Source organism: Mucilaginibacter sp. Mucisp86, from assembly GCF_047324315.1.
Lineage (GTDB): Bacteria > Bacteroidota > Bacteroidia > Sphingobacteriales > Sphingobacteriaceae > Mucilaginibacter.
The window spans coordinates 1,305,700-1,331,383 of record NZ_CP168503.1; the positions used below are offsets into that span (position 1 = coordinate 1,305,700).

The window sequence follows — 25,684 nt, forward strand, 5'->3', positions numbered from 1 at the left end:
AATTGATAGATATTGAAAGCCTTGCAGATACTGAAAACAAAAGAGAAAGGCCGCATCACGAACTTCTCCAAAAATGAACAATACTGCTTTTTGTTATTGCAAAACCTTTTAGTTGCCCTTAAGCCGATCACTTTCTTCTTTTGAACCGCTTTCCTGTTTGCTGCGCTTTGCGGATCCTGTCCTCCCAAATGATTTTGTATAGGTAAGCTTGATTATTGGGAAACGCCGTGTTTCTGTATTGACAAGCACGTTGCTTTTTATGTCAAATGCCTCGCGCGTAAGCGTGCCGTAGCGTACGTGGATCTGCGACGCGCTGAACACATCGGCCACTGCTAATTGCAGGCTGCCGCCGTTATTTTTCAGCTCTTTTTTGATGCCGGCGTTGATCACCCCAAAACCATCAACCCGTACAGTGCTGTTGTACGACAAGGAATTATATTGTCCTAATACCTCTGCCGAAAAGCTGTTGGGCAATTTAAACAGCTGGTTAAAATTGAAGGAATAACCGAAATATGACTTGGTTAGGGGATTCAAAGTATAATCTTCCTTAAACTGACGCAGTCCACCAACGAAGCTGTAGGTCATCTCCCACCAGTTGCCTACTTTAAACGGCGCGTTAACCTGGAAGGTAAGATAGTTTTGGTATGGCAAATTTTGAGGAGAGATAAACAGGATGTCACGCGCAGGGCTTTCGCTGAGCTGATAACGGGCAATGGCGTCATCATCCCGGCTGTAAAGCAATGAAAAGCTGTAATCCCCATAATTATAACCCAATTTTATGTTATTGGTGATGGTTGGTTTTAGAAACGGATTGCCGGTGTAAACTGCAGTAGGATCGCTGTAAGCAAAGTATGAAGCAAGATCATCATATGAGGGCCGGGCTATCCTTTTGGTATAAGATAATTGCAGCTCGGAACGGTCGTTTAGCTTTTGGGCAAATAGTACTGTAGGAAACAGCTTGCCCAGTTTACGGTTCACGATATTGCTGCCGGTTTGCGGGTTATCCATATTGGTGTATGAGTATTCGTAACGCGCGCCGGTATTCAGGCTTGTGCCTTTGCTCAGTTGCCAGTTAAGGGAAAGGTATGCAGCGCCGATATCTTCTTTCATGTAAATATTGGCCGCGGTTTGCATATTGCGTTCCCAAGCCCCATTGTTAGAACTTTCGATACCCGATGAACTGGAACTGCCGGTATGCGTACCCTTAACGCCGGTTTCCAGCTTTAGCAAAGGTGATAACTGGTTGGTGTAATCGGCTTTAAACACACCTACGTTGATAGTGGTATTGGCAAATCCACGCTGCTGCTGAGCACTTACGCTGTTATTGGCGTACACCTGCTCGCCATGTTTATTTACAAAGAAAGTATTAACCACGGTTGGGCCATCGCTGCTGTAATGGATATAATCGCCCTCCATGCTGATCTTCTCCCCTTCTTTCAGCACCCGTTCAATATTGATTGAGCTTGTGAGATTATTGAGGCGGTCGTTACCGTTGATATGCCCAATATACCTGAGCAATGAATCGGGCAGGATATTGTACCCGGCATTACTGTAAGTATAATTTGGCGAATGGATATTGTTATAGCTTACATTACCGCTCAGTGTGGTTTTGGCATCCAGCTTAAGATCTGCACCCAAATTGGCATTATGATTATTGCTGATCCGTTTGGTTTTGGTATAAAATTCTACCTCGGCATTACCACCGATGAAGGGCATGTACTGGCTTCCGGTGATGAAAAGATCGGTATAGGTCCGGTCGTGCTGGAAAGTGTAGGAGCCGTACAGGTTAACATTTTTGGTGTTATGATTGAGGTTGATGCTGGCTGTCCCTTTTTCGCCCATGCCATAACCGCCGGTCAGGGAGTATGCCCCGTTAGTTCCCTGCTTTTTGCTTTTCTTCATTACGATATTGATGATCCCGGCGCTGCCTTCGGCATCGTACCCTGCGGGCGGGGTGCTCAGCAGTTCTATTTTTTCAATATTATCGGCACTGGTACCATTAAGCAGGTTCGTTACCTGCGCAAGTGGCATGCGTACCAGCTTTCCGTTGATCATAATCGTAGCTCCGCTTTTTCCATTTAATGAGATCCCATTGTCCCGATGATCAATAGCTACCCCCGGCGACCGCTCCAATACCTGCAAGGCCGTACTGCCTTTGGTAAGCACACTGCTCTCCACATTCACCACTAACCCATCGCTTCGCTGCTGATACAGTGGCTTGCCGGCCCTTACCACTACTTCTCCTAATTGCCGGGTATCTTCTTTCATCACAATAACGGCAAGGTATTTTGCCTCCTTGTTTCCGCTGATTTTAAAAGGAGACGAAGACCAGGTTTGATAACCCATACTGCTTAATTTAAGGCGATAATTGCCGGCGGGTACATCTGCAATGCTATAAGCGCCCTCTTCGGTGGTGAGCATACTTTTAACTGATGATGAATCTGCCGCTTTGATAAGCGATACGGTTACATATGCTAAAGGCTGGCCATTGGCTGTAGTTACCCGACCTGATACCTGCGCTTTTACAACCTGCAAAAGGCAAATAAATAACAGACTGATGCTTAAAGTTTTCATATGCTTTCATAACCTTTTTAGCGGTTATGAAAGCAAATAAAAAACGGTTCGCGAACTTTAAAAAACTTCAGTGATGAGCAGCTGCGGATAATTGACGAGATACACAAAAACAGCCTAATCCACTTAAAACCAAAACCATATTAGCTTTTTTACCATTTATAAGTTAAGCGTTGCATTTGGTCAATTATTTGTGCCGGTTGGTATAATGACGGTGCATAAATCAGGGCAATTGCTGTATCTTTAGGTATGATGTTAGAAATCATTATATAAAAAACGTCATTGCGAGGAACGAAGCAATCCCCGATGAGCAGAGCCGCTCTGTATAGTTTGGGATTGCTTCGTTCCTCGCAATGACGCATTTTTGAACGCATCCCCGAGGTATCATGGCGTATAGTCGACTCACCCGGTCTACGCTTCGCTGGACCACCCTCTCTCCGGCTACGCCGCAAAGAGGGTAAAAAATTTAGAACCTCCTCTTTCCGCAAAGCGGGGAGAGGGGTGACGAGCGCAGCGATGTCGGGGTGAGTCAATACCATGGCTGAGATGTAATATCTCCTCAATTAAAGAAAAAATGAACAGGCTATCAGTAGATACATTAAACCAAAACTGGCTGTTTAAATACAAGCTGTACCATATCCCGTTTTGGTGTGTGTACCATTATTTTTGGTTCACTATTGCAGTAGCTAACCCCGTAGCTGCAGCTAAATCCATGTTCTTTTCGGCATACAGTGTCAAGATCCTGGCTTACGTTATTTTCCAGGCCCTGTCGGTGTATTTTAACCTTTACTTTTTAATGCCTCGATTCATGAAAAAAGGTCACCTTACCCAATATGTAATTTACCTTTCACTAACCGTTATCTGCGCATCGTCCCTTATTAATGGCGGTTATTATTTAAGCGCCTTTTTCGCGGGCTGCTCGGTTAAAAAAATGTTCGGGGTTGAACCTTCCGACTTCGCATCATTTTATAATACGTCGTTCCCGTCTACCGTGGCCAGCATGACTTTGGGCATGAGCATCAAACTCACTAAAAACTGGCTGCAAACCCAGCATCGCCAGCAACTTCTCGAAAAAGAAAAACTGGAAACCGAACTTAAATTCCTGAAATACCAGTTTAACCCCCACTTCCTGTTCAACAGTATCAACTCCATATTTTTCCTCATCCATAAAAATCCGGGCGTGGCATCAGCTTCGCTGGCCAAATTTTCGGAGTTGCTGAGATATCAACTGTATGAGTGTAACGACCACCAAATTCCCTTAGGAAAAGAACTCACCTATCTCGAGAACTTTATCGAGCTGGAAAAACTGCGGCAAAATAATAATGTACACGTCTCTTTTGATGTAGATGAACAGATGCCAGGGCATTTAGGCATAGCCCCCTTTATCCTCATGACCTTTGTAGAAAATGCCTTTAAGCACGTATCAAAAGATGCAGAATATTCCAATTGGATTGATATCAAGCTGAAGCTGACAAACAACCAGCTTGATTTTTATGTTGCCAACAGCACATCCAATGAACCGGAAACCGAAGCAGTGAATTATGGCGGCATCGGCCTTAAAAATGCAAAACGCAGGCTCGATCTGATCTATCCTGAGCTGCATAAGTTGGAAATCCAAAATACTGATAACCGGTTTGAGGTGCACCTCCAATTAACCCTGGCCGAACTGGAACAACCGGCTGCAACCCTACAAATGGCTTCCCTATGATGAACTGCGTAATAATTGATGATGAACCATTGGCCCGCGAAGGGTTAGCCAGCTATGTACGCGAGGTCGATTTTTTGAACCTGACAGGTACCTGCGAGAATCCGCTCGAACTGATCAAACTGCTTGACCATCAGTCCATCGACCTGATATTTTTGGATATCCAGATGCCGAAGATGAACGGGATCGATTTTTTAAAGATCATGCAGAAGCCTCCCATGGTGATCATCACCACAGCCTATCCAAGCTATGCGCTCGAAGGTTTCCAGCTCAATGTGCTTGATTACTTGCTGAAACCCATTACGTTCGATCGCTTTTTTAAATCGGCTAATAAGGCTAAAGATTATCACCGCTTGCTTAACAATTCGGCCCAGCCGGGCGCGCCTAAAACGGATGCCGATGAGGGTTACTTCTTCATCAAATGTGGCAACAAGTATGAAAAGATCTATTTTGATGAGATCCTGTACGTTGAGGGCATGCAAAACTATGTGACCATTTTTACCACCAAAGGCAAATACATTACGCTGCTCAATCTCAAAAGTTTGGAGCAAAATTTAGATAGTAAATTGTTTATCCGCGTACATAAATCCTACATAGTATCAACCGGTAAAATTGAAGGTATTGAGGGGAACGATATTTTTATGGGGCAGCACCGGATCCCCATCAGCCGCAATTATCGCGAGCAGGTGATACAGCAGGTTGTTGCCAACAAACTATGGGATAAAATAAAATTTTCGTGATATATTTATGTCAGTTTTAAACCTTTATCCAGCATAAAGTCATGGCCAAAAACACCAACAAAACCACCGAAACCATAGTTAGTGTAAGCGATTTCATTAACACCATTGCCGATGAAACCAAACGCGCCGACAGTTTTAAGCTGACTGAATTGATGGAAGAGGCCAGCAGCCATAAAGCCAAAATGTGGGGGCCGGCCATAGTAGGCTTTGGCAGCTATCACTACAAATATGAAAGCGGCCGCGAAGGTGATGCCCCGCTCATTGCTTTTTCACCTCGCAAAAGTTCCCTTACCCTTTATCTTCCCAGCTTTGAAAGCAAAGAGCAACTACTGCAAAAATTAGGAAAGCACAAGCAAAGCGGCGGCTGCACACATATTGTAAAACTAACCGATGTGGATACCGGTGTGTTAATGCAGTTGCTTAACGAATCATTTAAACACGCCGAAACAACGCATTGTAAATAACACAGCTTTAAATCATCTTTGCCACAAAAGCTTAGTCGGATTCAAAGGCGGTTTTACTCCGGAGCTCTTCTATTTGAAACTCAATAGCAATAGTTACCCCTGTTAAACCTTTAATATTAAACGAGCCGCCCAACTGTTTACTTAGTGCCTTCATCATTTCCATACCCAATGAGGTGGCCTTTTTAAAATCAAAATTATCAGGCAAGCCTTTGCCATTATCGGCAATGGTTAATAACACACTGTTATTATTAATGCGATGTAAGCTTATATTAATAATTCCCCCGCAATCAGGGAAAGCGTATTTTATGGCGTTTGTGACAGCTTCATTAACTATAAGACCAAAAGGCACAGCCTGGGTAAGATCAAGTTCAATAGGATCAATTAGTAATTCGAAGCGGATACGGCCTTTCTCGGTATCAAAACAATCCCTGAGATTATTGACCAGATCGGCCACGTAGATTGGCATCTTTATGGCGGCCACGCTATTTGAACTGTATAATTTTTGGTGGATAAGCGCTATGGCACTAACACGGTTCTGACTTTCGGTTATTACTTCCAAAGCCGCGGCGTTACTTTGCAGATATGCAGATTGTGTGCTTAACAGGCTCATTACAATTTGCAGATTATTTTTCACCCTATGATGCACCTCTTTCAACAGCCACTCTTTTTCGGTCAGTAATCTTTCCTGTTTGCTGTTGAGTTGTTGCAGCGCATGGTTTTGCTTGTTAATCTCATCTCGCTGAGCCTGCAACTGCATATTTACATGTTGTTTTAACCTGTAACGGTTATATCCAACAGCAAGGAGCAAAGCAAGCATGCACGACCCTCCAATAAACATATTGCGGCTTGTTTGTGCTGCAACCACCTGGCTATGCTGCAATTGCTCTTTATTTTTAAGTAACTGGATGTCTTTAGCCTGCAATTGCAAATCGTTATTCTTTTTTTCGGTTTCAAACTCTATTTGCAAAAAGGCGGTATGTTTATCATTTGCGAATCGGTAATTGGAGTCAACAAGCATTTTATAGCGTTGGTAATGCTTAATGGCACTTGCGTATTTACCGAGTCCCGAATCGGCTTTAAACCAATACAACTGATTTTGCGCTAAAAAGGGCAACAGTTTTCCATTCTTTAAAGCGTCTTCATTTTTTTGCAGGTATACATAGGCTTTCTGGTATTCTCCTGTTGCTACATGATAGCTTATATGGCTCCTGTAAATTTCAGTTATTTGATTACCTGCATCTTTAATTAGAAGATCCATTTTATCCAGGTAAACTTTAGCCATCTTGTACTGCTTCAGCTGAATATACACCAGGCAGTAGACGTAATACATCTCTATTTTTTTATCCGGATTATTAATTAAAGAGGCGTAGTTATTAAGCACTTTCAGTTTGCTTAAAGCAGCAACGGGCTGCTCAAGTTTATAATAGGCCATCGCCTCGTTACCTGTAATAACCACAATAGAAACAGAATCATTGTACTTTTTCGCGACGGTAATGGCTTTGTCAAAATAAATCAGGGCCTGGTTCCATTTACGTAATGTATAGTATGATAATGCGAAACGATTATAAATAGTACACATTTGCAGGGAGTTATCCTTTCGGGCTTCGGCCAACCTGATAGCCATAAGTTCATATTTCAGGGCATTATCAGCGTCGCCCAGATAAGTTAAATCGGTACCAAGCAAATCATATAAACCCTGAAGGTCTTTAAAACCAATACTGTTATATAAGTTAAGCGCGGCACGGAGGTTCTTCAGCGACTCTTCGTATTTTCCCTGTACCGTTAACAAGTCGCCAAGATCTGTCATAGTTGTTGCTGCCCGCTCTGTTATGCCTGCCTTCAAAAAAATATCGATAGCTTTTTTATAATAGGCTATTTTTTTATCCAGATCCGTTCCGTCATTGCTAAAGCGCTGTCCGATGATAACGTACGCTTCGGCTATACCGGGTAAATCGTTTATACTTTTAAATAATGCAAAACCTTTTTGCGCCAGGCTTTCCCCGCCGTTGTGATCGCCTTTTTTGTTACTAATCATAGCCGCCATTAATGCGGTATGTCCCTGGCCTTTAATATCATTGAGCTGAATGCTTAATTGTTCGGCCTGTTTCATAAAACGATAAGAGCTATCAATCTCTTTTGACCCTGCGCCCGATTTAAGCAGGATAACCCGGCTCAAAGCAAGCAATAGTTTTACCTTTCCGGTATCGGCCTTACTTTTTTGAACCTGTGTTAATAAAGTTGTTGAGGATTGAGCATTTATATTGCCTGTAATAAATAAAGCTGCAAAGCATAACAGCAAAAGTTTAAATTTCATGATAAAGGGGGATTGCTTATGATACTTCAGTTACTACCTGAACAGCACACTACAAAAACACAAAGCATTAATATAGAGAAAATTAACTATTTACCTGTATTAATAACAATAATAATCCAAAACTAAAAACAAAAGGCAGATAACCTAAAATTATCCGCCTTCAAATTGCGGGCTCCGCCCGTAAATCCTTAATACATTTTTATCAAATAGCTGTATATATCTTATCGAAAAACTAAACTGCTCACTAATTTCCCTAATACCTTAAAACTCTCCTCCACAACATCATCAAAAGCTAAACCAAAACTAATGCGGATAAAATTGTTAAAACGGCCGTCTATACTAAAGATCTGGCCGGGGGCTATACTGATGTTATGCTCCATGGCTAATTGATAAAGCTCAAAGGCATTAACCTTTCTATCCAGCTCAACCCAAAGGGCATAACCGCCTTGCGGTCGGCTTATTTTGGTTCCTGGCGGAAAATGCGTTGCTATGGCGTGCGTATACCGAAGGCATTGGGTATACAGCGCTTTACGCAAATGCCTCATGTGCAGGTCGTATCTTCCGGTTTCAAAAAAATGACCGATTGCGGCCTGCGTAGGTGTTGCTGATGCTATAGAATGCATCATTTTGATATTTAATATTTGCTCTTTAAACCTTGCCGGTGGTATACACCAGCCCACCCTGTACCCCGGTGCAATTGACTTGGAAACCGACGAGCAAAGGATCACCAACCCTTCTTTATCATAACTTTTGCAGGTACGCGGACGGCTTTTGCCAAAATAAATCTCACCATAAATATCGTCCTCAATTAAAGGCACCTGTCTTTTGGCAAGCATACTCACCAACTGCAGCTTGCGCTTGTCTGTCATGCAAACACCTATGGGGTTGCTGAAATTGGTAACAAACAAGCATACTTTTACAGGCTCTTCATCCATAGCCCGTTCCAGGTATTCCAGATCGAGGCCGGTATCCGGGTTAACGGGAATCTCTAATACTTTCAGGTCAAGGCTCAGCATCACATTGAAAATACCAAAGTAAGTGGGGCTTTCAATAGCTATGGTATCGCCGGGTTTGGTAAGCGCGCGCAGGCAAAATATCAGCGCTTCCAGGCAGCCTTGCGTGGTCACAACATCATCTTCAGTAATATTACCTCCCCAGTTAAAGGCATTTTTGGCAACCTGTTTGCGCAAAGAGATATTACCCTGCGGGTTTTCATAAGTGATATTACCAGAGGGGCTATTACGGATAGACTCCATCATAGATTTGCTGAGCTTGGCCAGCGGGATCAAACTTAACGGCGGCGATGAGCGTGACAGTTGCAGCACGCTGTCTTCAGACATGTTGCGGTAAACCATGGCTATCATTTCAGCAACGCTGGCCTCCCCTGCTTTTTTTACCGGCAGCTTTGCCTCGGGCACACTCGTAAAACGTGCCGGCAGGTATTTTACATAATAGCCAGATTTAGTACGGGCTTCAATCAGCCCCATATTCTCCAGCTCAACATAAGCTTTATAGGCGGTACTGAGACTAATGCCTTGCTCCTGGCTTAGCATCCTTACAGATGGCAGCTTATCACCAGACTTAAGCAGGTTTTGTTTGATCTGCTTTTCAATGCGGGAGGCTATCTGAGCATATAAGAAATCATGATCTGTGCTAACTGCCGGGCTTTCCATACAAAAATCTGTTATGCTCAAAATTAATAAAACTGCATCTGTTTTGCTATTGTGTTATGCTTTTATTTTGTATTGATCAAATAATTAAGCACATGGAACTACAGGTTATCGATTACCAGCCTCAGCACGCTCCCTACTTTGAAAAGTTTAACAAGGCATGGCTTGAAGAATATTTCACCGTTGAACCTTTTGATAAATGGGTTTTGGAAAACCCCGACGAAGCCATCATTAAGACGGGCGGCAGCATTTACTTTGTCACCTCAAATGAAAAAATTATTGGCACCGTAGCGCTGCGATATATTGAGGACGGTGTTTATGAGCTTACCAAAATGGCGGTAGATAAAGAGAATCGCGGAGCGGGCGCCGGTCAGTTTTTATGCCAGACCGGGATTGACAAAGCGCGCGAGCTGGGCGTAAAAAAACTGATCCTGTTTTCGAGCCGGGTGCTTGAAAACGCTATTCATATTTACCGCAAACTCGGTTTCACCGAAATACCGGTTGAACCGGGCACCTACAAACGTGCGGATATCATGATGGAAATAAATTTCACTAATAACTAATAGCTTTTTTATTTTTTGTAGAGACGCATAGTTGCGTCTCTCGCAGGACAAGCTGCTTTGCCAAACATTAACCATTTTAAATTGCACGCGGGAGACGCAATTATGCGTCTCTACAGTAAAAAAACAACCTCTCAACTTTATGGAAAATATACTAAGCGAACAGGAAGTACAGCAGCTAAGGGCCGAAACCCGGGGCACAACAAAAACTATCCACTTTAACAATGCCGGCTCATCCCTGCACCCTGATGTAGTGGTTAATACAGTAATAGATTATCTGTACGAAGAAGCTCAAAACGGCGGCTACGAAACCGAGTACACTTACCGCGAAGAGCTTGAAAACACCTATAGCCTTATAGCCCGGCTCATCAATGCCCGCAAAGATGAAATTGCCATTGTTGAAAATGCCAGCATTGGCTGGTGGCTGGCCTTTAACGGTATTGACTTTAAACCCGGCGATGAGATCATCACCTGCGAAATGGAGTATGTAACCAACCTGATTGGTTTACTGCATGCTCAAAAAACAATGGGTGTTGAGTTTAAAGTGATCCCTAATGATGAGCATGGTAATTTTCAGCTCAAAGCTTTTGAAGATGCTATTGGCCCCAAAACAAAGCTAATAGCGGTTACGCATATCCCATCAACTGCCGGCAGCATGATCCCGGTTGAGGAGATAGGCAGGATAGCACGTAAACATAATATTTTGTACCTGCTTGATGCCTGTCAAAGCGTAGGCCACGTACCGCTGGATGTACAGGCCATTGGCTGTGATATGCTGGCCGTAACCGGCCGGAAGTATTTGCGTGCACCAAGGGGCACAGGGTTTCTGTACGTCCGCAAAGAAATTCAGGATAAACTGAAGCTGTTTTTTATGGATGGCTTTACCACACAATGGGTAACCGAAACAGATTTTAAACCGCGTGATGATGCGCGCCGTTTTGAGGTGTATGAAAAAAGTCGCGCTTTAACCCTGGGCCTTGGCAAGGCGGTTGAATATGCCCTTAACATCGGCGTTGGCCGTACCTGGCAACGCGTACAACATTTAGCCGGCTTGCTGCGCAGCAAACTAAAAGAAGTTAACGGCATAACCGTTCATGATTTTGGCGACCAGTTATGTGGCATTGTAACCTTTTCTGTTGAAGGGCTGGATGCTGCAGCAGTAAAAAACAAACTCGCCGAAAAGCATATCAATGTATCGGTTGGCAAAGCAGTATCTACACTCATCTACATGAATAAAAACCACCTGAGCAATATTGTAAGGGCTTCGGTACACTATTATAATACAGAGGAAGAGATTGGCGTTTTGTGCGGGGCTTTGGAGGAGATACTTAGAGTAAGCGTTTAACATTCGCACGATTTAGCGTCTACGCTTGATCGTTGGCCTTAATGGAGCGTCCACGCTCCCGCATTATGTTATTAACGTAAGCGTGGACGCTTACTTTGATCATAGTTCAAGCGAAAGACGCTTGAACTTGCATAAGAAGCCCTGGAAAAATCGTGATGAGGTGTAAAATATATTTTAGAGATAGTGTGTTGGGTTGCGTTAGGGATGGGAGCGGATACCGGCCTTGTGGCTAAGGCCGGTGCAGTATAAGCGTACAGCCCGGGCCGCAGGCAACGCCCATGTTATAAAACCGATCAAAAAAAAAAAAACAATCTTAATAATCAATAACTTACAATTTCGCCATTGCGAGGAGGTACGACGAAGCAATCTCGTAGCTATACAGAGCGGACATGCATTGGCTACGAGATTGCCACGCTACGCTCGCAATGACATACTTTTTTTAGAGATAATTTCATCTTCTGAACACTTATAGTGTTGTAACTAATAACGGCTTAGCCACTATTGCATGGGCTCTTACCTGGATTATAGTTCAAGCGTTTTTCGCTTGAACTTGCATGATAGAAGGCGGCAACAAAACAGCTGCATCTATTGGTTTTTTGTAATTTTTTTGAGCGAAAACTCAACCCATAAAAGTGGTTGCCGCTATAAAGCAGAGTATATTTATATTAGTGCCATAAATCATTGGCCATTGAAAGCAATCCGCGATAAAGCAGGCGAGTTTTTACTTGGGTTACAGGATGTACGGGAAGATATTTTATGTACACCTGCCCAGTTTTCTGAATACACCGTTTACCTGGTTCCTGAAGGATCGGGTATCTTTCATGCAGATTTTGGAGCATTCCCTTTTACAGGCCCGGTGTTATTGTTTTCGACCCCACTGCAGATTATTTATGTAGATGAGTGCCGCGCCATAAAAAGCAATATCTTACAGTTTCACAGTGATTTTTATTGTATCGAGTACCACCGCGAAGAAGTAGCCTGCAACGGATTGTTATTCAACAATATCTATCTTGACCCTATAGTTGCACTTACCCCGCAGGATGTAAAAGTGTTTGAGTTGTTACTGATGCAGATGAACGATGAATTTATGCAGCCGCCACCCTCTGAAATTGTATTGCGGGCCTATCTGCAGCTTTTTTTGGCTAAGGCCAGCAGCATAAAAATAAATGCAATCAACAGTGATCAGGATAAGCCCCAAAAAGACGAAATGATGGAAAAGTTCCGGACACTGCTTAACCAGCATTACCTTGATCTGCATAAACCATCAGATTATGCCTCGTTACTGGCTATATCTTCTGATAATTTAACCCGGCGCTGTACAAAATATTTCCGCAAATCGCCTTCACAGCTCATCCAGGAGCGGCTGATCCTTGAGGCAAAAAAGCAGCTTCATTTAACCCGGCAAAGCATCAAAGAAATTGCCTATAACCTGAAGTTTCAGGACGAATTTTATTTTAGCCGGGTATTTAAAAAGTTCACTAAAATATCGCCGCAAACATTTCGCGATAAAACAGGCATCTCCATCGTCGCGGATTTGTACAAATAAAACCCCGTTTCGTCCATGTTGGGGGTGCTCATGGCGTTGTAGTTTTGCTTCATCAAAAAACAACAACATGAAAACTTCAATCATAAACACCATAGCCGGCCTTGATCAGCTTGGTAAAAAAGCCGTTCGTTTCGGCATCGTAGTCGTATTCCTTTGGATAGGTGGCCTTAAGTTTTTCACTTACGAAGCCGATGGCGTTGTGCCCTTTGTGGCTAACAGCCCGGTAATGTCATTCTTTTACAATCATCCAACCGAATACAAAAAACACATGAACAAAGAAGGCGAACTGATAGCCGCCAACCACCAGTGGAATATCGAAAATAACACCTATGGCTTTTCAATTGGTCTGGGTATTATGCTGGTAGCGCTTGGTATTTTGGTTGCACTTTATAAAGTTGCGCCAATACCAAGTATGATTGCCAGTATACTGGTCTTTATCATGACTTTGGGCACGCTTTCCTTCCTGATCACCACGCCCGAAAGCTGGGTACCACATTTAACCGATAACCAATGGGGCTTCCCATACCTGTCAGGTCGCGGTCGTTTGGTTATTAAAGATATCGTGATCCTTGGCGGTGCCATCATCACCATGAGCGAAACCGCACAGCTTTATCTTAAACGTAAATCAACAAGTAAATAATCTTAAACCAGCATATAATCATGAAAACTATAAATGTCCCCACCCGCGAACAGGTAAGTACCGAAGCACAGGTAATGTTTGATACATTCACAAAACGCGTTGGTAAAGTGCCTAACCTTTATGCCACTATGGGGTACTCAGCACCTGCACTTAAAATGTTTATGGATATGGAGGATGACATGAGCAAAAGCATATTTACCCCTAAAGAAAGGGAAGCTATTGCCCTCATTGTTTCTGAACTAAACGGCTGTGCCTATTGCTTAGCCGGCCATAGTATGCTGGCCATGAAACGCGGCTTTACCAAAGAGCAAACACTGGATATCAGGAGAGGCCACACTGCTGATGATAAGCTGAACGCTATCATCGGTTTAGCCAAATCAATTGTTGAAAATAAAGGTAAAGGCGATGAAACTTCACTAAATAACTTCTACGCAGCCGGTTTTGATGAAGCGGCCCTGATGGACCTTATTGCCTTTATTACTATACGTGTATATACCAACTATGTATTTGCAAATACCGAAGTTCCGGTAGATTTTCCTGCAGCCGAGCCTCTTAACTAATACCTAAAACATATCATCATGAAAACCACCGAAGAAATAAAAAAACAATTAGCCAATAAGTTTTTAACAGGATTAAAAAATCGTGATTGGGAACTTATGCGCTCGGCCTTTACCAATGATGTTACCTGGACCCTGCCGGGAACAAGCCTGCTTTCGGGCCCTGCTGTTGGTGCCGATGCTGTGATTAAACGTGCAGGTCAGCTGCGTGATTTTGGGGTAATGGTTCAGTTAAACCACATTTTATACGGATTGGATAGTGTAGCCCTGTCACTTCACAATACTGCCAGCCGTGGCGATTTGATCCTGGATGAGCAGGTAGCCATAGTTTGTGATATTACTGATGGTAAGATCAGCCGGATAACCACACATTTGAGCGATGTGGAAGGGATCAATGCGTTTTTTATTGATGGGGTGATTTAACGTTATACAGCATATTATTAAACTCGTCATTAACGTTCCATCAGGGTCTCTCTCGCAGAGGACCCTGATGTTTTCGCCAAGCAGGCACGCCTGCTTTTTGCGCGTTATATAACAGTCTCCCAATCACAGCAGGAACATTAGGGTCCTCTACGAGTTTAAGTTTACCCACAAAATCTAAATGCTCGCTAAGCAGTGTTTGGAAAGCAAGTTTACGATCACGAGACTCCGCTGGAGTCCAATATCTGTCTGAATTTTGTCTATAAACACGTGGCCTCTCTAAGGCCGCTTGGCAAATCGACCATATTCGTTATGTTATAAATATTACCGGCCCCATAGGGGCCACGTGTTTATAGCATTAAAAGAGGATGTTTTTTGGCTCCGTAGGTGCCTCCTATTGAAATTTCAGGTTGGTGAATTTTGTGGGTAAATTTAATTCTACGAGAGACCCTGATGGGACAAGGTTTAGGATTGCTTTGTCCCCCCCTCAATGACACTTTTTTTTGACCTGCGTCTACCTTATCTTTGAGCCTAATCCCTGCGATACACATGAAATACTTCATTACTCTCCTATTTGTCTTTTTCATCGGCCAACACAGCTTTGCGCAAAACCATAAGGAACAAATTGCTGCCTTCAGGCAAAATTACAAGAATGATTTTTTAAAAGATCCACGATCTCCACTTAAACAGGATGACCTTCAATTTTTAAGGTTTTATGACGCCGACAGCACCTACCGTGTAACTGCCAAAGCCGAATTGCTTACCAATCAATCAACTTTTATAATACCTACCTTCAGCGGTACTGGCAGTCAATACATACGTTACGCCCAGCTTTCCTTTACGCTTAAAGGTAAACCTATGCAGTTAACCATTTACAAAAGCATAGCCCTGTCGCAAAACCCTGCTTTCAGTAATTACCTGTTCCTGCCTTTTACCGATGCTACCAATGGATCGGAAACTTACGGTGGCGGCCGGTATATCGATCTTACAACTAAAGATATCAAAAACGGCTCTATCGTTATCGACTTCAATAAAGCCTATAATCCATACTGCGCTTTCAGCAGCGGCTATTCATGCCCTAAACCTCCCGACGAAAACCGGGTTGATATGGCCGTTGAAGCTGGCGAAAAAAACTTTGGAAAAGGGCATTGATCTAAATTCATTGGTAGTATAAAGGTGTGGGCTCTAATAATAAAAAAGAGCCCCGCTGTTAACGGAGCTCTACTGTTACAATCGGGCCTGGATCACGCCCAATCATCTATTTAAAGTCCAGGTCGCCAATGTAAACAGTGCCGTTTGCGCCTTTCTTCATTTGCAATACAATAATCTCTTTCTTCTCATCAGGAGTTCCGTAATGCGTAAACATTTCGGCCATAACGGTAGTTGGCCCCGCAATGGTGGCCTGGCGGTCACCAAAATAGTTAATCTCTATTTTGTAAGTCCCTTTAACAGCTTTCTTCAATAAAAATTGCTCCGGGCCAAAACCCTGTGTCATATCGTGCGAGATCCTGCCGCCTATTGCTGTGCGGTTATGGCTGTAAAAACACTTTTCATTATTAGGGTCCGTTACCCAAAGATCAATATCCGTGTTGTTCATATTCCAATCCATCACAATGCGGATATCAACCGGCAAAGGTTTGATCAGCTTTTTGTCAATTGCTGAAATGTTAAGTTTGCCTTTATTAAGCGCTATGATCCTGTTTATTTCGGGCAAAAACACCTCCTGAATACCACGATATAAATTATCTGCTTCGCCGGTATAGCTTTTGGTCATGGCAGTGTAAAGCACCTCAAGTGCTTTTTGATGTTCGCCGGCATCATCAAGGGCCAGGCCGTAATCACGGTAGCTTTGCGGATCGAGCGGGCGCAGTTCGGTGACTTTTTTAAAGGCAAACACTTCACCTTCAAAATCGCCAAGCTGTTTTAGTTTATAGCCCAGCATTTTATATAGTTCATAGCTCCCCAGGTCAAGCTCGGCAAGGTTACTCAGGATCCGCGTACCCAGTTCTGTATTGCCCGTTTTTATAAAATAATCGGCCACATCAAAATAATAAACAGGATTGCCGCTCAATGAAGCCCGTAACTCCAGGTATTTTTGGTACTGCGCAGCCTTATCTGTTTTTTGGATAATTTTTAAGTAATCGGCGGCAGCTGGATTGTAGGTAACGCTGATGCCACCGTTTGCATTTGCAGGTCTGGCAACAGAATCTGCACGGACAGCGCTGCCATGGCTGGTCCGCGTATTGATCACTACAACTCCACCGGCGGCTCTTGCACCGTAGATAGCCGTAGCATTGGCATCTTTTAAAACCTGTACCGATCCAACATCGTTAGGATTTATATTATTTATAGACGAAGTTGCTACTCCATCAACAATATACAGTGGCGCAGGCGCATTAGCGCTTGCCGTACCTCGCACCCGTACATCAGCATTTGAACCGGCCGAACCGGAGGTGGTTACCAGGACTCCTGGTACTCTGCCTGCAAGCTGTGTATTAACCTGGTCGTTTTGTATTGTTGTAACAGAACCGGTGGTCGATGTCTTTCTTTGCACACCGTATCCTACCACAACAACCTCACTAAGCTGATTGGAATTTGGCGGGGCCGCATTTGCAGAATATCCGGCAGCTGCCGATGGCTGCGCCGTGCCCGGGGGATTTGCCACAGCCTCTGCAACCGGCAAAGTAGCATTGGCATGTGGGGTACGGGCCTTGTCGTTTTCATTTTTTAATTTGGGTTTCGGCTCCGCTTCAACTTTCGTATCCCACCATTTAGCAAGTTCGGTTTCCGTGGTATAAGCTGCGGTAAGGTTTTCGCGTACCGGCTCATTAACCGGACCGCGTTGCTTCATAATGGCATCGTACTGGGCTTGTAATTCGGCAGGTGGCTCAATGCCATATTGTATATAATCGCTCACATTCTCTAATACAATGAGCGAAGTATTGCGGGTGATGATCCCAAAACGTTTACCAAGCGATTCAATCTCCTGCCGGTTGGCATCATAGTTAATATCCAGCTCACTGATCTTTTTTTGCGCCCATAGTTTGGCTACATCTACCCCTTCAACTGCGTTGGTCGCCAAATCAAGTGTAACCGTTTTTTCAAAGCTAACTTTATCGCCATAGCCGTATTGCAGTGTAATATTTTGGTTGGGGTTACGGGTGATACCAGCTATCGAAAATGAATTGCCAACCGCGACAGGCAATGAGGGATAAGTTTCTTCCACAGTAGCCCCGGCTTTGATCCCCAAAAAATGCAGCGAGCGGGTGGTTAGTTTGCTCAGCGCTTTATCGGTATCGCCTCCGGTAAGGTCAACCAGTTCTCCATGTGTTTTAAGGGCGATGAGTTTAAGATTGCTATAGTCGGCTGTTGAAGATGAATTAATACAATAAACCGGCTTATTAATCAATTTCAAAGCTTTTTCGCCAAAGGTTTGATGACCATCGCTCATGAGCAGAAATTCATCTGCCGGATATTGAGCCAGATTGATATTGCCAAAATTGGTGGCGCCATCGTAAGTAACGTGCTCAAGCACATTTTTCAGCTCGGCCCAGTCGCCGTTACGTACAGGATAACTTTTAGTACTGATCACTTTGTTGCTGAATATGGTAAGGTTTACCTCTGCATTATTTACTTTTTTAAAATAGGCATCCAGCAGCGCCAACTCTTTTTTACTATCGCGATTGGCCCCGCTTAGAGAAGCATCCCACAGCAAACCAATACGATGAGGAAGCGGTTTGCTCACCGACTGCGACTGTAACGACGTATTGATAAAATAATAGTACTTATTACCCTGGGCCTGCAACATTACCTCATTTGCCCCGGCAGGTTTAGGGATTAAAAACGACAGAGCATGATCTGGCACATAATTGCTTTTTTCAACAGATGCCGAATATGTATTATGATGGTTGTCAAAATGCAGTATATCGTCTTCCCCTTCGGCAACCGGGGCTTCGGCATTTTGAATAACCGATGCATTGAGCGAAAACTTTTCGACAGTATCTTTAACATTAAGCGGCAGCGTAAACTTCAGGTTATCTTTATCAGCCAGGGGAATCTCTTCTTCATAACCAATAATCACCGTACGGGTACTATTGGGATTAATAGGATAAATACGCGTACGGAATGCATTACCTTCTACCTTTTCAAGCAAACCCGGATCAACCCTGCGACGTTCAATAGCCTCAAAGGTTACGGTTCCCTTGCCCCTGTCAACAGGTACGGCCTCCCGCATTTTGCCATTAATATCGAGGGCATAACGGCTAACGCTAATACCATCCTTTAACGGAAACACCAATGTGCCTTCTAAAATGCGCGAAGTTGAATTAAAGAAAGTCATTTGCCAGGTGGTGCGGCTAATGTTACCGTAAATAGCAACATCAACCTTTAACTGCTGCAGCTTAACGCCGCTATTGCTTTTACCATCAACAGTAAGCTGAGGGCTCTGCGCACAAACTGTTGTTATGCACAATACAAACAGCATAATTACTAATAAGGGAAAGGAAATTATCTTTTTCATGGATGCTTATTTCCTACAGGATGCGGAGATTTAAGCGTTTCCATAAAATGATCTAAAAAAAATTAACGGATACATCAGGGTCCTCTATGAGTTTAAGTTAACCCACGAAATTGCTTTGTAGCTTAATCAGTAAGGCGTTTTGTTTTGCCTCTCTGAGGCAAAGGATATTTCTATACTTTTTATGCTACAAACCTTTTGCACCTCTGGTGCATCTGTCCTTAAGCCTCATTATGTTGTAAAACCTTAACGGCCCCAGTGGGGCCACGTGTTTATAGCCTTAAAAGAGGATATTTTTTGGCTCCGTAGGTGCCTCCTATTGAAATTTCACGTTGGTGAATTTGTGGGTAAACTTAAACTCACGGAGGCCCCTGCGGAGACACGAACCTTTTTGTCAACTATTCGTTTGCAGAAAATATTGACTATTTTGCCATTAGAAGCAACGATTTGCCTTTTTAATACATCAATGGAAAACTCAAATAACATTTGGTATGTAACCATCCTGCTAAGTGCTGTTGCCGGCTATTGTGATACCGTAACTTTTGTGGCAGCAAACTCCATGTTCTCGGCACATGTTACCGGCAATTTTATTGTATTTGCTTACCAGATCATTAACGGGTCTGATCCGCAAGCCTGGATTAAATTACTCTCCTTTCCTGTTTTTGTTGCAGCGGTAATAACCGGCGGACAAATAGGCGCGGAAGCGGGTAAAAGGTACCGGCTGTTATTTATTGAAGGGATCCTGCTACTCATGAGCGGCATCTTTGCAATGTCCGCGAAGTTTTATTCAATGGCCTACTGGAGCGTACACTTTACAGCAATGATGGTGGTATTTGCCATGGGCCTTCAAAACGCCTTTGGTAAACTCTATGCCAAAGAAACCTATGGCCCCACAACTATGATGACCGGTAACGTAACCCAGGCTTCGCTTGATCTTGGCAGCCTGCTCTTTTCTCTATTCAAAAACACTGTTAGCCTCGGCGCTTTAAAAAACCAAACAATAACCATAACGGGCTTTTTAGGTGGCTGCCTCACCGGTGCCCTGATGGCAAAGGACTTTGGCTTGCCCGTACTGATTGCCCCTGGCTTATTATTGATTATCTGTTACCTAAGCACTACCCGGCAGGCAGCCCGGCAGTTACAGTAAGCTTTGGGGTATCAATCTGTAGCCTCTACTTCGGGGAGAGACGTAAAATACAATACATGGACACGTCCAGAAATTCGACACAAAACATTACTGGTAACGAGACTGTTACACCCTAAGCAAAACCTAACCGGTAAATTTGAACAAAGCCTCCAGCAATATGAACCAAATTAAAAGAGAAGACATCAAACAGGAAGTGTTTGACCTGTACGATGATTATGCACATAATCGTCTCGACAGGCGCGCTTTTATGCAAAAACTGTCCTTGTATGCAGTAGGCGGTTTAACGGTAACTGCATTGATGAGTTTCATGATGCCCGATTACCATTCAACCGCAGAAGTGAAATCTGATGATCCGCATTTGAAATCAGGCTATATCAACTACCCCTCACCCAAAGGCGGCGGAACAATTAAAGGCCTGCTATCAGAGCCTGCCGACGCAAAGAAAAAATTGGGAGGCATTGTAGTTGTTCATGAAAACCGGGGACTAAACCCATATATAGAAGATGTAGCCAGACGCGCCGCCCTCGCCGGCTTTATTACACTTGCTCCCGATGCGCTAAGTCCATTGGGTGGTTACCCCGGCAATGATGATGAAGGGCGCGCCATGCAAGCCAAAAGGGACAAGGGCCAAATGGAAGAAGATTTTATAGCTGCCTTCGAATACCTGAAAAACCATAAAGACTGCAATGGTAAAGTGGGTGTTGTAGGTTTTTGCTATGGCGGAGGAATTGCCAATATGATGGCCGTACGTATTCCCGACTTGGCTGCCGCTGTTCCATTTTACGGAAGTCAGCCGGCCCTTGAAGATGTTCCTAAAATTAAAGCGCCGCTACAGCTGCACTATGCATCACTGGATACCCGCATTACAGATGGCTGGCCGGCCTATGAAAAAGCCTTAAAAGAAAACGGCAAAAAATATCAGGCTTTTATTTATGAAAATGCCAATCATGGTTTTCATAATAACACTACTCCACGTTACGATAAAGCCGCAGCAGAATTAGCCTGGAAAAGGACAATTGATTTTTTTACCGAATATTTAAACTAAAGGCCGGATACCCGGCCTTTTTGTTATTCAGTAATATTGTATAAGGGAAGATACCTTATTCTTTTGGTGTATCTTCTTTATCTTCCTCTTCCCGTTCTACAGTTATGGTACATTCTGTAACCAGGGCGGCCAGGGTGCCTACAGCAGCAAATACCGGTGCCAGTATCATCCCAAAAAGGCCTACGCTTAAAGGAAAAGTCATTAGCTCTTTACCATGTTTATCAGAAATGGTGATCCTGCTGGCTTTACCTTCGTTAATTATTTCTTTTATCTTTCCCAATAACGCTTCACCGTTAATTGAAAATGTTTCTTTGGTGCTCATGTTTTTTCTAAGTTTTTATATTTAGATGAGCACGCCGGCAGCTTGTTACAGGTTCTGCTAAATATGACACATCAAACCGAAGGCACCTCCGGTACACTTTACCCAGCCTGCTACAAACTCACTTCCACTTTTTTTCCGGTCTTAACGGCGAGATAAATGGCATCAATAATCTTAAGGTCTTTTACAGCTTCTTCGCCGTTCACAGGTACAACTGGCTTCTTGTTATTAAATATAATTTCACTCATCTCATCCATTTGAACGGTTTGATGGGTGGTAACAGGCAGGTTAAGCTCTCCCAAGTGGGTACGACCTCTGATTGGCCCGTAACCGGTAGAAGGCTGCATTTCGGCAAAGCCTTTTTCTCCATCAAGGAAAAAGCGATCGAGATTGTTCATATTGTAGGTGGACAGGCAAGAAGCTACCGCCCCGCTCGGAAAGCCAAACTGAAACTGGATAGTTTCGTCAACTCCTTCCTTAAATTTCACCGGATCGGTTTTGGTTTCCTGTGCGGTAACCCATATCGGTTCTTCCCCCGTCATGTAACGTGCGCCGTTGATAGCGTAAATGCCTATATCCATCATTGATCCGCCGCCGGCCAGTTTTTTATTCAGTCGCCATTGTGTAGGATCGCCAATGGTAAACCCGCATTGTCCCTGAAAAAACCTGATCTTTCCAAACTCCCCGCTTTGCCGCATCCTGATCACTTCAAGCGTTTTGGGTTCAAAATGCATGCGGTAGCCTACCAGCAGTTTTACATTGGCCTTTTTGCAGGCATCAACCATTGCCTGTCCCTCCTGCGCATTAACCGCCATTGGCTTCTCGCATATAGCATGTTTACCTGCCGCCGCTGTCCTGATCACAAAATCATGGTGCAGCCCGTTTGGGGTAATAACATATACGGCATCGATATCCGGATTATTTTTTATGTTATCGAAATTCTCATAGTTGTAGCAGTTTTTTTCGGGGATACCATATTTACTTTGCCATGCCTTAACTTTTGATGGCGTACCACTGACCACGCCTACCAGTTTAGCTTTGGTACATTTCCGCATAGCCTCTGCAACCATAGTTCCGTAACCTCCAAGCCCCAAGATGGCCACACGTAATAGTGGGCCGTCATAAGGTGGTTCAACATTATCTGCTCCTGCTGCCCAACCCGAAAGCGGGGCAAGCTGCAGGGCCAGGGCAGATAAGCCCAGTTTCTGCAAAAAATCACGACGAGAATTCATAGGTATGTTTTTGGTTGATGACAATTTACATATTTCCGGGAAAAATGCACCTAAGTCATCTGATTTTTACAGGGAAGCAGGGTTTGCTCTTAAAAGGTTTCAACAAAATAAAAAATGTCATTTCGACGAACCAAGGTGGAATTTGTGCGCAGGAGGTGAGGAGAAATCTTCTACGCCCTGCTTTTACAGCTATAGTTGTAGAGCCTGATGTAGAAGATTTCTCTTTCGCTCCACCACTCAGCCCGCCCTTGCTCTATCGAAATGACATTTCCCTTTTTTAAAATGTGTACACAGCAGTTCGAGAGGGGATTTTAAAAATCCCTTTCCCCTGCTTATTTCATTACATCCCTTTAGGCTGATTTGCCGGTTTAACTGCCCAGTTACTCCCCGGTTTATCATTCATATATATTTCAAGTTTGCCGCCGTTCCTGATATCGCTGTAACGGATAAAATTATCGGGCATTATTTTGCCATTCAATTTCACTGCACTGATATACATTGATTTCGGACTTGATTTATGGCAAATGATCTCAAACTTTCTTTCATTTTGAAGTGTAATAACAATTTTATCAAACAACGGCGAACACAGCAGGTACTCGCCCGAAACCGGGTTTACCGGGTAAAAACCCATCGATGCAAACAGATACCAGGCCGACATCTGACCGGCATCATCGTTTCCTCCCAAACCACCGGGACCATCGCTGTATTCGGTAGCTAAGATCTTGCGTACGGCTGCTTGTGTTTTCCATGGCGATGGCGTATAATTATACATAAAAGGAATCTGGTGCCCCGGCTCATTGCCGTGCCAGTATTCGCCCTTTTCAAACAGGCTATCTAAAGATTGTTCAAGCTTTTTTGTACCACCCATCAGCTTTGCCAAACCAGGCACATCCTGCGGCACATAAAACGTGTATTGACGTGCGGTGCCTTCTGTAATATAAGTTGCCTTTTTATCCGGATCAAAGGGAGATACCCAACTGCCATCAAGATGTTTACCGCGGACAAACCCCGTTGACGGATCAAACACATTGGTATAATATTTTGCCCGTTTGCTAAGCGCCGTATAATCGGCAGTATTTTTTAAAGCTTTTGCAAATTGCGCCAGCGCATAATCATCGTAAGCGTATTCCATGGTACGGCTCACCTGTTCCATTTTGTGGAAGGCATCACGTACACTATCTTCTAAGGGGATGTACTGATATTTCAAATAACTATCCAGTGCCCTGCGGCCTTTGCCTTCCACATAATCGGCCCTGTTAGCAGGCAGTTCAAAAGCATTACGCCTTAAAATCTGGTAAGCATCCTTAGCATCAAAATCAGTAATTCCTTTTAAATATGCCGAACTGATCACCGAAACTGTATGATCGCCGATCATTTCGGATGTATAGCTGTTCCAGCACGGGAATACAGGCATCCAACCACCTTGCTTACCTTTCAGGATCAGTGATTTTGCCAGGTTATTGATCAAAACCGGATTCAGGATCTCAAACAATGGCAATTGCGCCCGGTAAATATCCCACATCGAAAAATCATCATAATAATTACCGTTAGATAATTTTTCGATCTGGTAATTACCAGAAAACCGCGGATACTTGCCATCTACATCATTAAAAAGGCGCGGATGCTGCATGGCGTGATAAAATGATGTATAAAAGATCCGTTTATCCTGTTCGCTGTTTGTTGAAATGCTTATCTGCCCTAAAGCTTTTTCCCATCTTGATTTGCTTTTTGCTACAGCCCTCTCAAAATCAAACCCGGGCATTTCGGCTTGCAGGTTTTTGCGTGCCCCGTCCAAACTGGTAAACGATGTACCTATCCTTATGGTTAACTTTTCGCCTTTGTTGAATTTGAACCCTGCATAAATGCCCGTGCCTCCGTCGTTTTTGATACTATCGGCAGTAGATGTTTTATCGCCCGCAAACGTGCCTGTTTTACTCAAACTCCGTTCAAACCTGATCACAAAAAAACCACTGAAACCTGCGCTTTTGCCCCAACCCTGGTAAATGCGGTGCACCGGGTTATAGCCCGATATTTCACCGGTTTGTTTATCCACTTTTACAAAACCTTCATGATAATCACTATTGGCTTTGATCAATAAATAAAGGCTGTCGGCCTGTTCCATGGTAAACTGCATCATGCCGCAGCGTTCGGTGGAGGTTACTGCGGCATTCACTTTATATTGATTAAGGTTTACGCTATAAAAGTGCGGCGACGATAGTTCATCGGTATGTTTAAATGTCGCGCTATAATTAGTTGTTTTTAGTTTACCTGTGATGGGCATAATAGTGAAGCTGCCATAATCCTGGGTACATGAACCACTTAACCAATGCGAACCCCGCAGGCCGTTAAATACACTGTCTTTATAATAATAAGGGGGCACGCATTTAGTTTCGCCACTCTCGGTTTCGGGAGTCCATTGCGTCATTGCAAAGGGTGCGGTAACCGCGGGAATGGTATTGGCAAACCGCGTATCAGCCGCCTGGCCATGTTTTAGCGCCGAAGCTGTGGTAGCAATAGCTGTACCTGCCATCGGCTGTACATATTTAACCAGTTTTTGGGCAAAAACCGGCCGCGGAAGTACTAACAGCGCTACAGCAATAAAGTAATTTGTTAGTTTGGATATGAAGTTCATTTTAAAACGGCGTTAACAAAAAATTTCGTGGTAAAATACAGCAATCATTGTTAATTGTTACCTGCAAATAATTAAATAGTAGAATTTGAGATGAGCTACTCAAAAAAGGACTTAATATTATTCCAAACTGTCCGGCTATCTCCGGGTAATTTAAAATAACGGCAAATCCAACTGGGGGTATGTCTAACTGAAGTCACCATTTGTCCGGTTCATACATCACCCCCTTTCATAATCTGGATGGCGGCGTACTTTTGTTATGCC

General features: G+C 43.6%; 19 protein-coding genes. 12 read left to right on the forward strand and 7 right to left on the reverse strand.

The genetic code is table 11. From position 1 onward, the window contains the following. Window positions 1–108 precede the first annotated feature (108 nt). Window positions 109–2,574 (reverse strand): TonB-dependent receptor domain-containing protein, encoded by a 2,466-nt coding sequence (locus tag ACEN9X_RS05320; RefSeq protein WP_413669417.1) that lies wholly within the window; start codon window positions 2,572–2,574, stop codon window positions 109–111. Between the two features lie 571 nt (window positions 2,575–3,145). On the opposite strand from ACEN9X_RS05320, the gene ACEN9X_RS05325 reads away from it, so the two are divergent. Genes ACEN9X_RS05325 through ACEN9X_RS05335 form a run of 3 tightly spaced genes read left to right on the forward strand, consistent with a single transcriptional unit; the run spans window position 3,146 to window position 5,480 of the window. Beyond that, window positions 3,146–4,279 carry a sensor histidine kinase gene (locus ACEN9X_RS05325; protein ID WP_413669418.1) on the forward strand — a complete coding sequence of 378 codons (1,134 nt, stop codon included), beginning with the start codon at window positions 3,146–3,148 and terminating at the stop codon, window positions 4,277–4,279. Continuing rightward, on the forward strand, window positions 4,279–5,016 hold the full coding sequence (locus ACEN9X_RS05330) for a LytR/AlgR family response regulator transcription factor (RefSeq protein WP_413669419.1): 738 nt from the start codon (window positions 4,279–4,281) through the stop codon (window positions 5,014–5,016). Before ACEN9X_RS05325 ends, ACEN9X_RS05330 begins: the two co-directional genes overlap by 1 nt. Before the next feature lie 41 nt (window positions 5,017–5,057). Beyond that, a complete protein-coding gene (locus tag ACEN9X_RS05335) occupies window positions 5,058–5,480 on the forward strand; it encodes a DUF1801 domain-containing protein (RefSeq protein ID WP_413669420.1) in 423 nt (140 codons plus the stop codon). Between the two features lie 31 nt (window positions 5,481–5,511). Here ACEN9X_RS05335 and ACEN9X_RS05340 read toward each other — a convergent pair whose 3' ends face one another. Together ACEN9X_RS05340 and ACEN9X_RS05345 are read right to left on the reverse strand one after the other, a co-directional pair. Continuing rightward, window positions 5,512–7,794: a histidine kinase dimerization/phosphoacceptor domain -containing protein gene (locus ACEN9X_RS05340; protein ID WP_413669421.1), complete on the reverse strand. Its 2,283-nt coding sequence runs from the start codon at window positions 7,792–7,794 to the stop codon at window positions 5,512–5,514. Window positions 7,795–8,015: 221 nt separating this feature from the next. Then, window positions 8,016–9,467 carry a PLP-dependent aminotransferase family protein gene (locus tag ACEN9X_RS05345; RefSeq protein ID WP_413669422.1) on the reverse strand — a complete coding sequence of 484 codons (1,452 nt, stop codon included), beginning with the start codon at window positions 9,465–9,467 and terminating at the stop codon, window positions 8,016–8,018. 92 nt (window positions 9,468–9,559) lie between these two features. Here ACEN9X_RS05345 and ACEN9X_RS05350 point away from each other — a divergent pair, with 92 nt between their 5' ends. The 7 genes from ACEN9X_RS05350 (at window position 9,560) to ACEN9X_RS05380 (ending at window position 15,684) form a co-directional block, all read left to right on the forward strand. Beyond that, on the forward strand, window positions 9,560–10,027 hold the full coding sequence (locus tag ACEN9X_RS05350) for a GNAT family N-acetyltransferase (RefSeq protein WP_413669423.1): 468 nt from the start codon (window positions 9,560–9,562) through the stop codon (window positions 10,025–10,027). Between the two features lie 139 nt (window positions 10,028–10,166). Further along, complete coding sequence (locus ACEN9X_RS05355) at window positions 10,167–11,369, forward strand: aminotransferase class V-fold PLP-dependent enzyme (RefSeq protein WP_413669424.1); 1,203 nt, start codon at window positions 10,167–10,169, stop codon at window positions 11,367–11,369. 688 nt (window positions 11,370–12,057) lie between these two features. Then, entirely contained in the window at window positions 12,058–12,915 is an 858-nt protein-coding gene (locus tag ACEN9X_RS05360; RefSeq protein WP_413669425.1) for a helix-turn-helix domain-containing protein, read from the forward strand. 67 nt (window positions 12,916–12,982) lie between these two features. Beyond that, a complete protein-coding gene (locus ACEN9X_RS05365) occupies window positions 12,983–13,555 on the forward strand; it encodes a DUF417 family protein (protein ID WP_413669426.1) in 573 nt (190 codons plus the stop codon). Window positions 13,556–13,575: 20 nt separating this feature from the next. Beyond that, window positions 13,576–14,115 carry a carboxymuconolactone decarboxylase family protein gene (locus tag ACEN9X_RS05370; RefSeq protein ID WP_413669427.1) on the forward strand — a complete coding sequence of 180 codons (540 nt, stop codon included), beginning with the start codon at window positions 13,576–13,578 and terminating at the stop codon, window positions 14,113–14,115. An 18-nt stretch (window positions 14,116–14,133) separates the two neighbouring features. After that, entirely contained in the window at window positions 14,134–14,535 is a 402-nt protein-coding gene (locus ACEN9X_RS05375) for a nuclear transport factor 2 family protein (RefSeq protein WP_413669428.1), read from the forward strand. A 546-nt stretch (window positions 14,536–15,081) separates the two neighbouring features. Beyond that, window positions 15,082–15,684: a DUF1684 domain-containing protein gene (locus ACEN9X_RS05380; RefSeq protein ID WP_413669429.1), complete on the forward strand. Its 603-nt coding sequence runs from the start codon at window positions 15,082–15,084 to the stop codon at window positions 15,682–15,684. Between the two features lie 106 nt (window positions 15,685–15,790). On the opposite strand, the gene ACEN9X_RS05385 is transcribed toward ACEN9X_RS05380, so the two are convergent. After that, entirely contained in the window at window positions 15,791–19,051 is a 3,261-nt protein-coding gene (locus ACEN9X_RS05385; RefSeq protein WP_413669430.1) for a VIT domain-containing protein, read from the reverse strand. Between the two features lie 463 nt (window positions 19,052–19,514). On the opposite strand from ACEN9X_RS05385, the gene ACEN9X_RS05390 reads away from it, so the two are divergent. Both ACEN9X_RS05390 and ACEN9X_RS05395 read left to right on the forward strand, forming a co-directional pair. After that, window positions 19,515–20,195, forward strand: a complete 681-nt coding sequence (locus tag ACEN9X_RS05390) for a YoaK family protein (protein WP_413669431.1) — start codon at window positions 19,515–19,517, stop codon at window positions 20,193–20,195. A gap of 157 nt (window positions 20,196–20,352) precedes the next feature. Continuing rightward, window positions 20,353–21,240 carry a dienelactone hydrolase family protein gene (locus tag ACEN9X_RS05395; protein ID WP_413669432.1) on the forward strand — a complete coding sequence of 296 codons (888 nt, stop codon included), beginning with the start codon at window positions 20,353–20,355 and terminating at the stop codon, window positions 21,238–21,240. A gap of 55 nt (window positions 21,241–21,295) precedes the next feature. Here ACEN9X_RS05395 and ACEN9X_RS05400 read toward each other — a convergent pair whose 3' ends face one another. The 3 genes from ACEN9X_RS05400 to ACEN9X_RS05410 all read right to left on the reverse strand — a co-directional run bounded on the left by ACEN9X_RS05400 (window position 21,296) and on the right by ACEN9X_RS05410 (window position 25,423). Further along, window positions 21,296–21,562, reverse strand: coding sequence for a DUF4342 domain-containing protein (locus ACEN9X_RS05400; protein ID WP_090534028.1), 267 nt, complete (start codon window positions 21,560–21,562; stop codon window positions 21,296–21,298). A gap of 110 nt (window positions 21,563–21,672) precedes the next feature. Beyond that, window positions 21,673–22,791, reverse strand: a complete 1,119-nt coding sequence (locus ACEN9X_RS05405) for a Gfo/Idh/MocA family protein (protein ID WP_413669433.1) — start codon at window positions 22,789–22,791, stop codon at window positions 21,673–21,675. A 340-nt stretch (window positions 22,792–23,131) separates the two neighbouring features. Then, the gene (locus ACEN9X_RS05410) at window positions 23,132–25,423 is read right to left on the reverse strand and encodes a GH92 family glycosyl hydrolase (RefSeq protein WP_413669434.1); all 2,292 of its coding nucleotides are present in this window, start codon (window positions 25,421–25,423) and stop codon (window positions 23,132–23,134) included. Window positions 25,424–25,684: the final 261 nt, after the last annotated feature.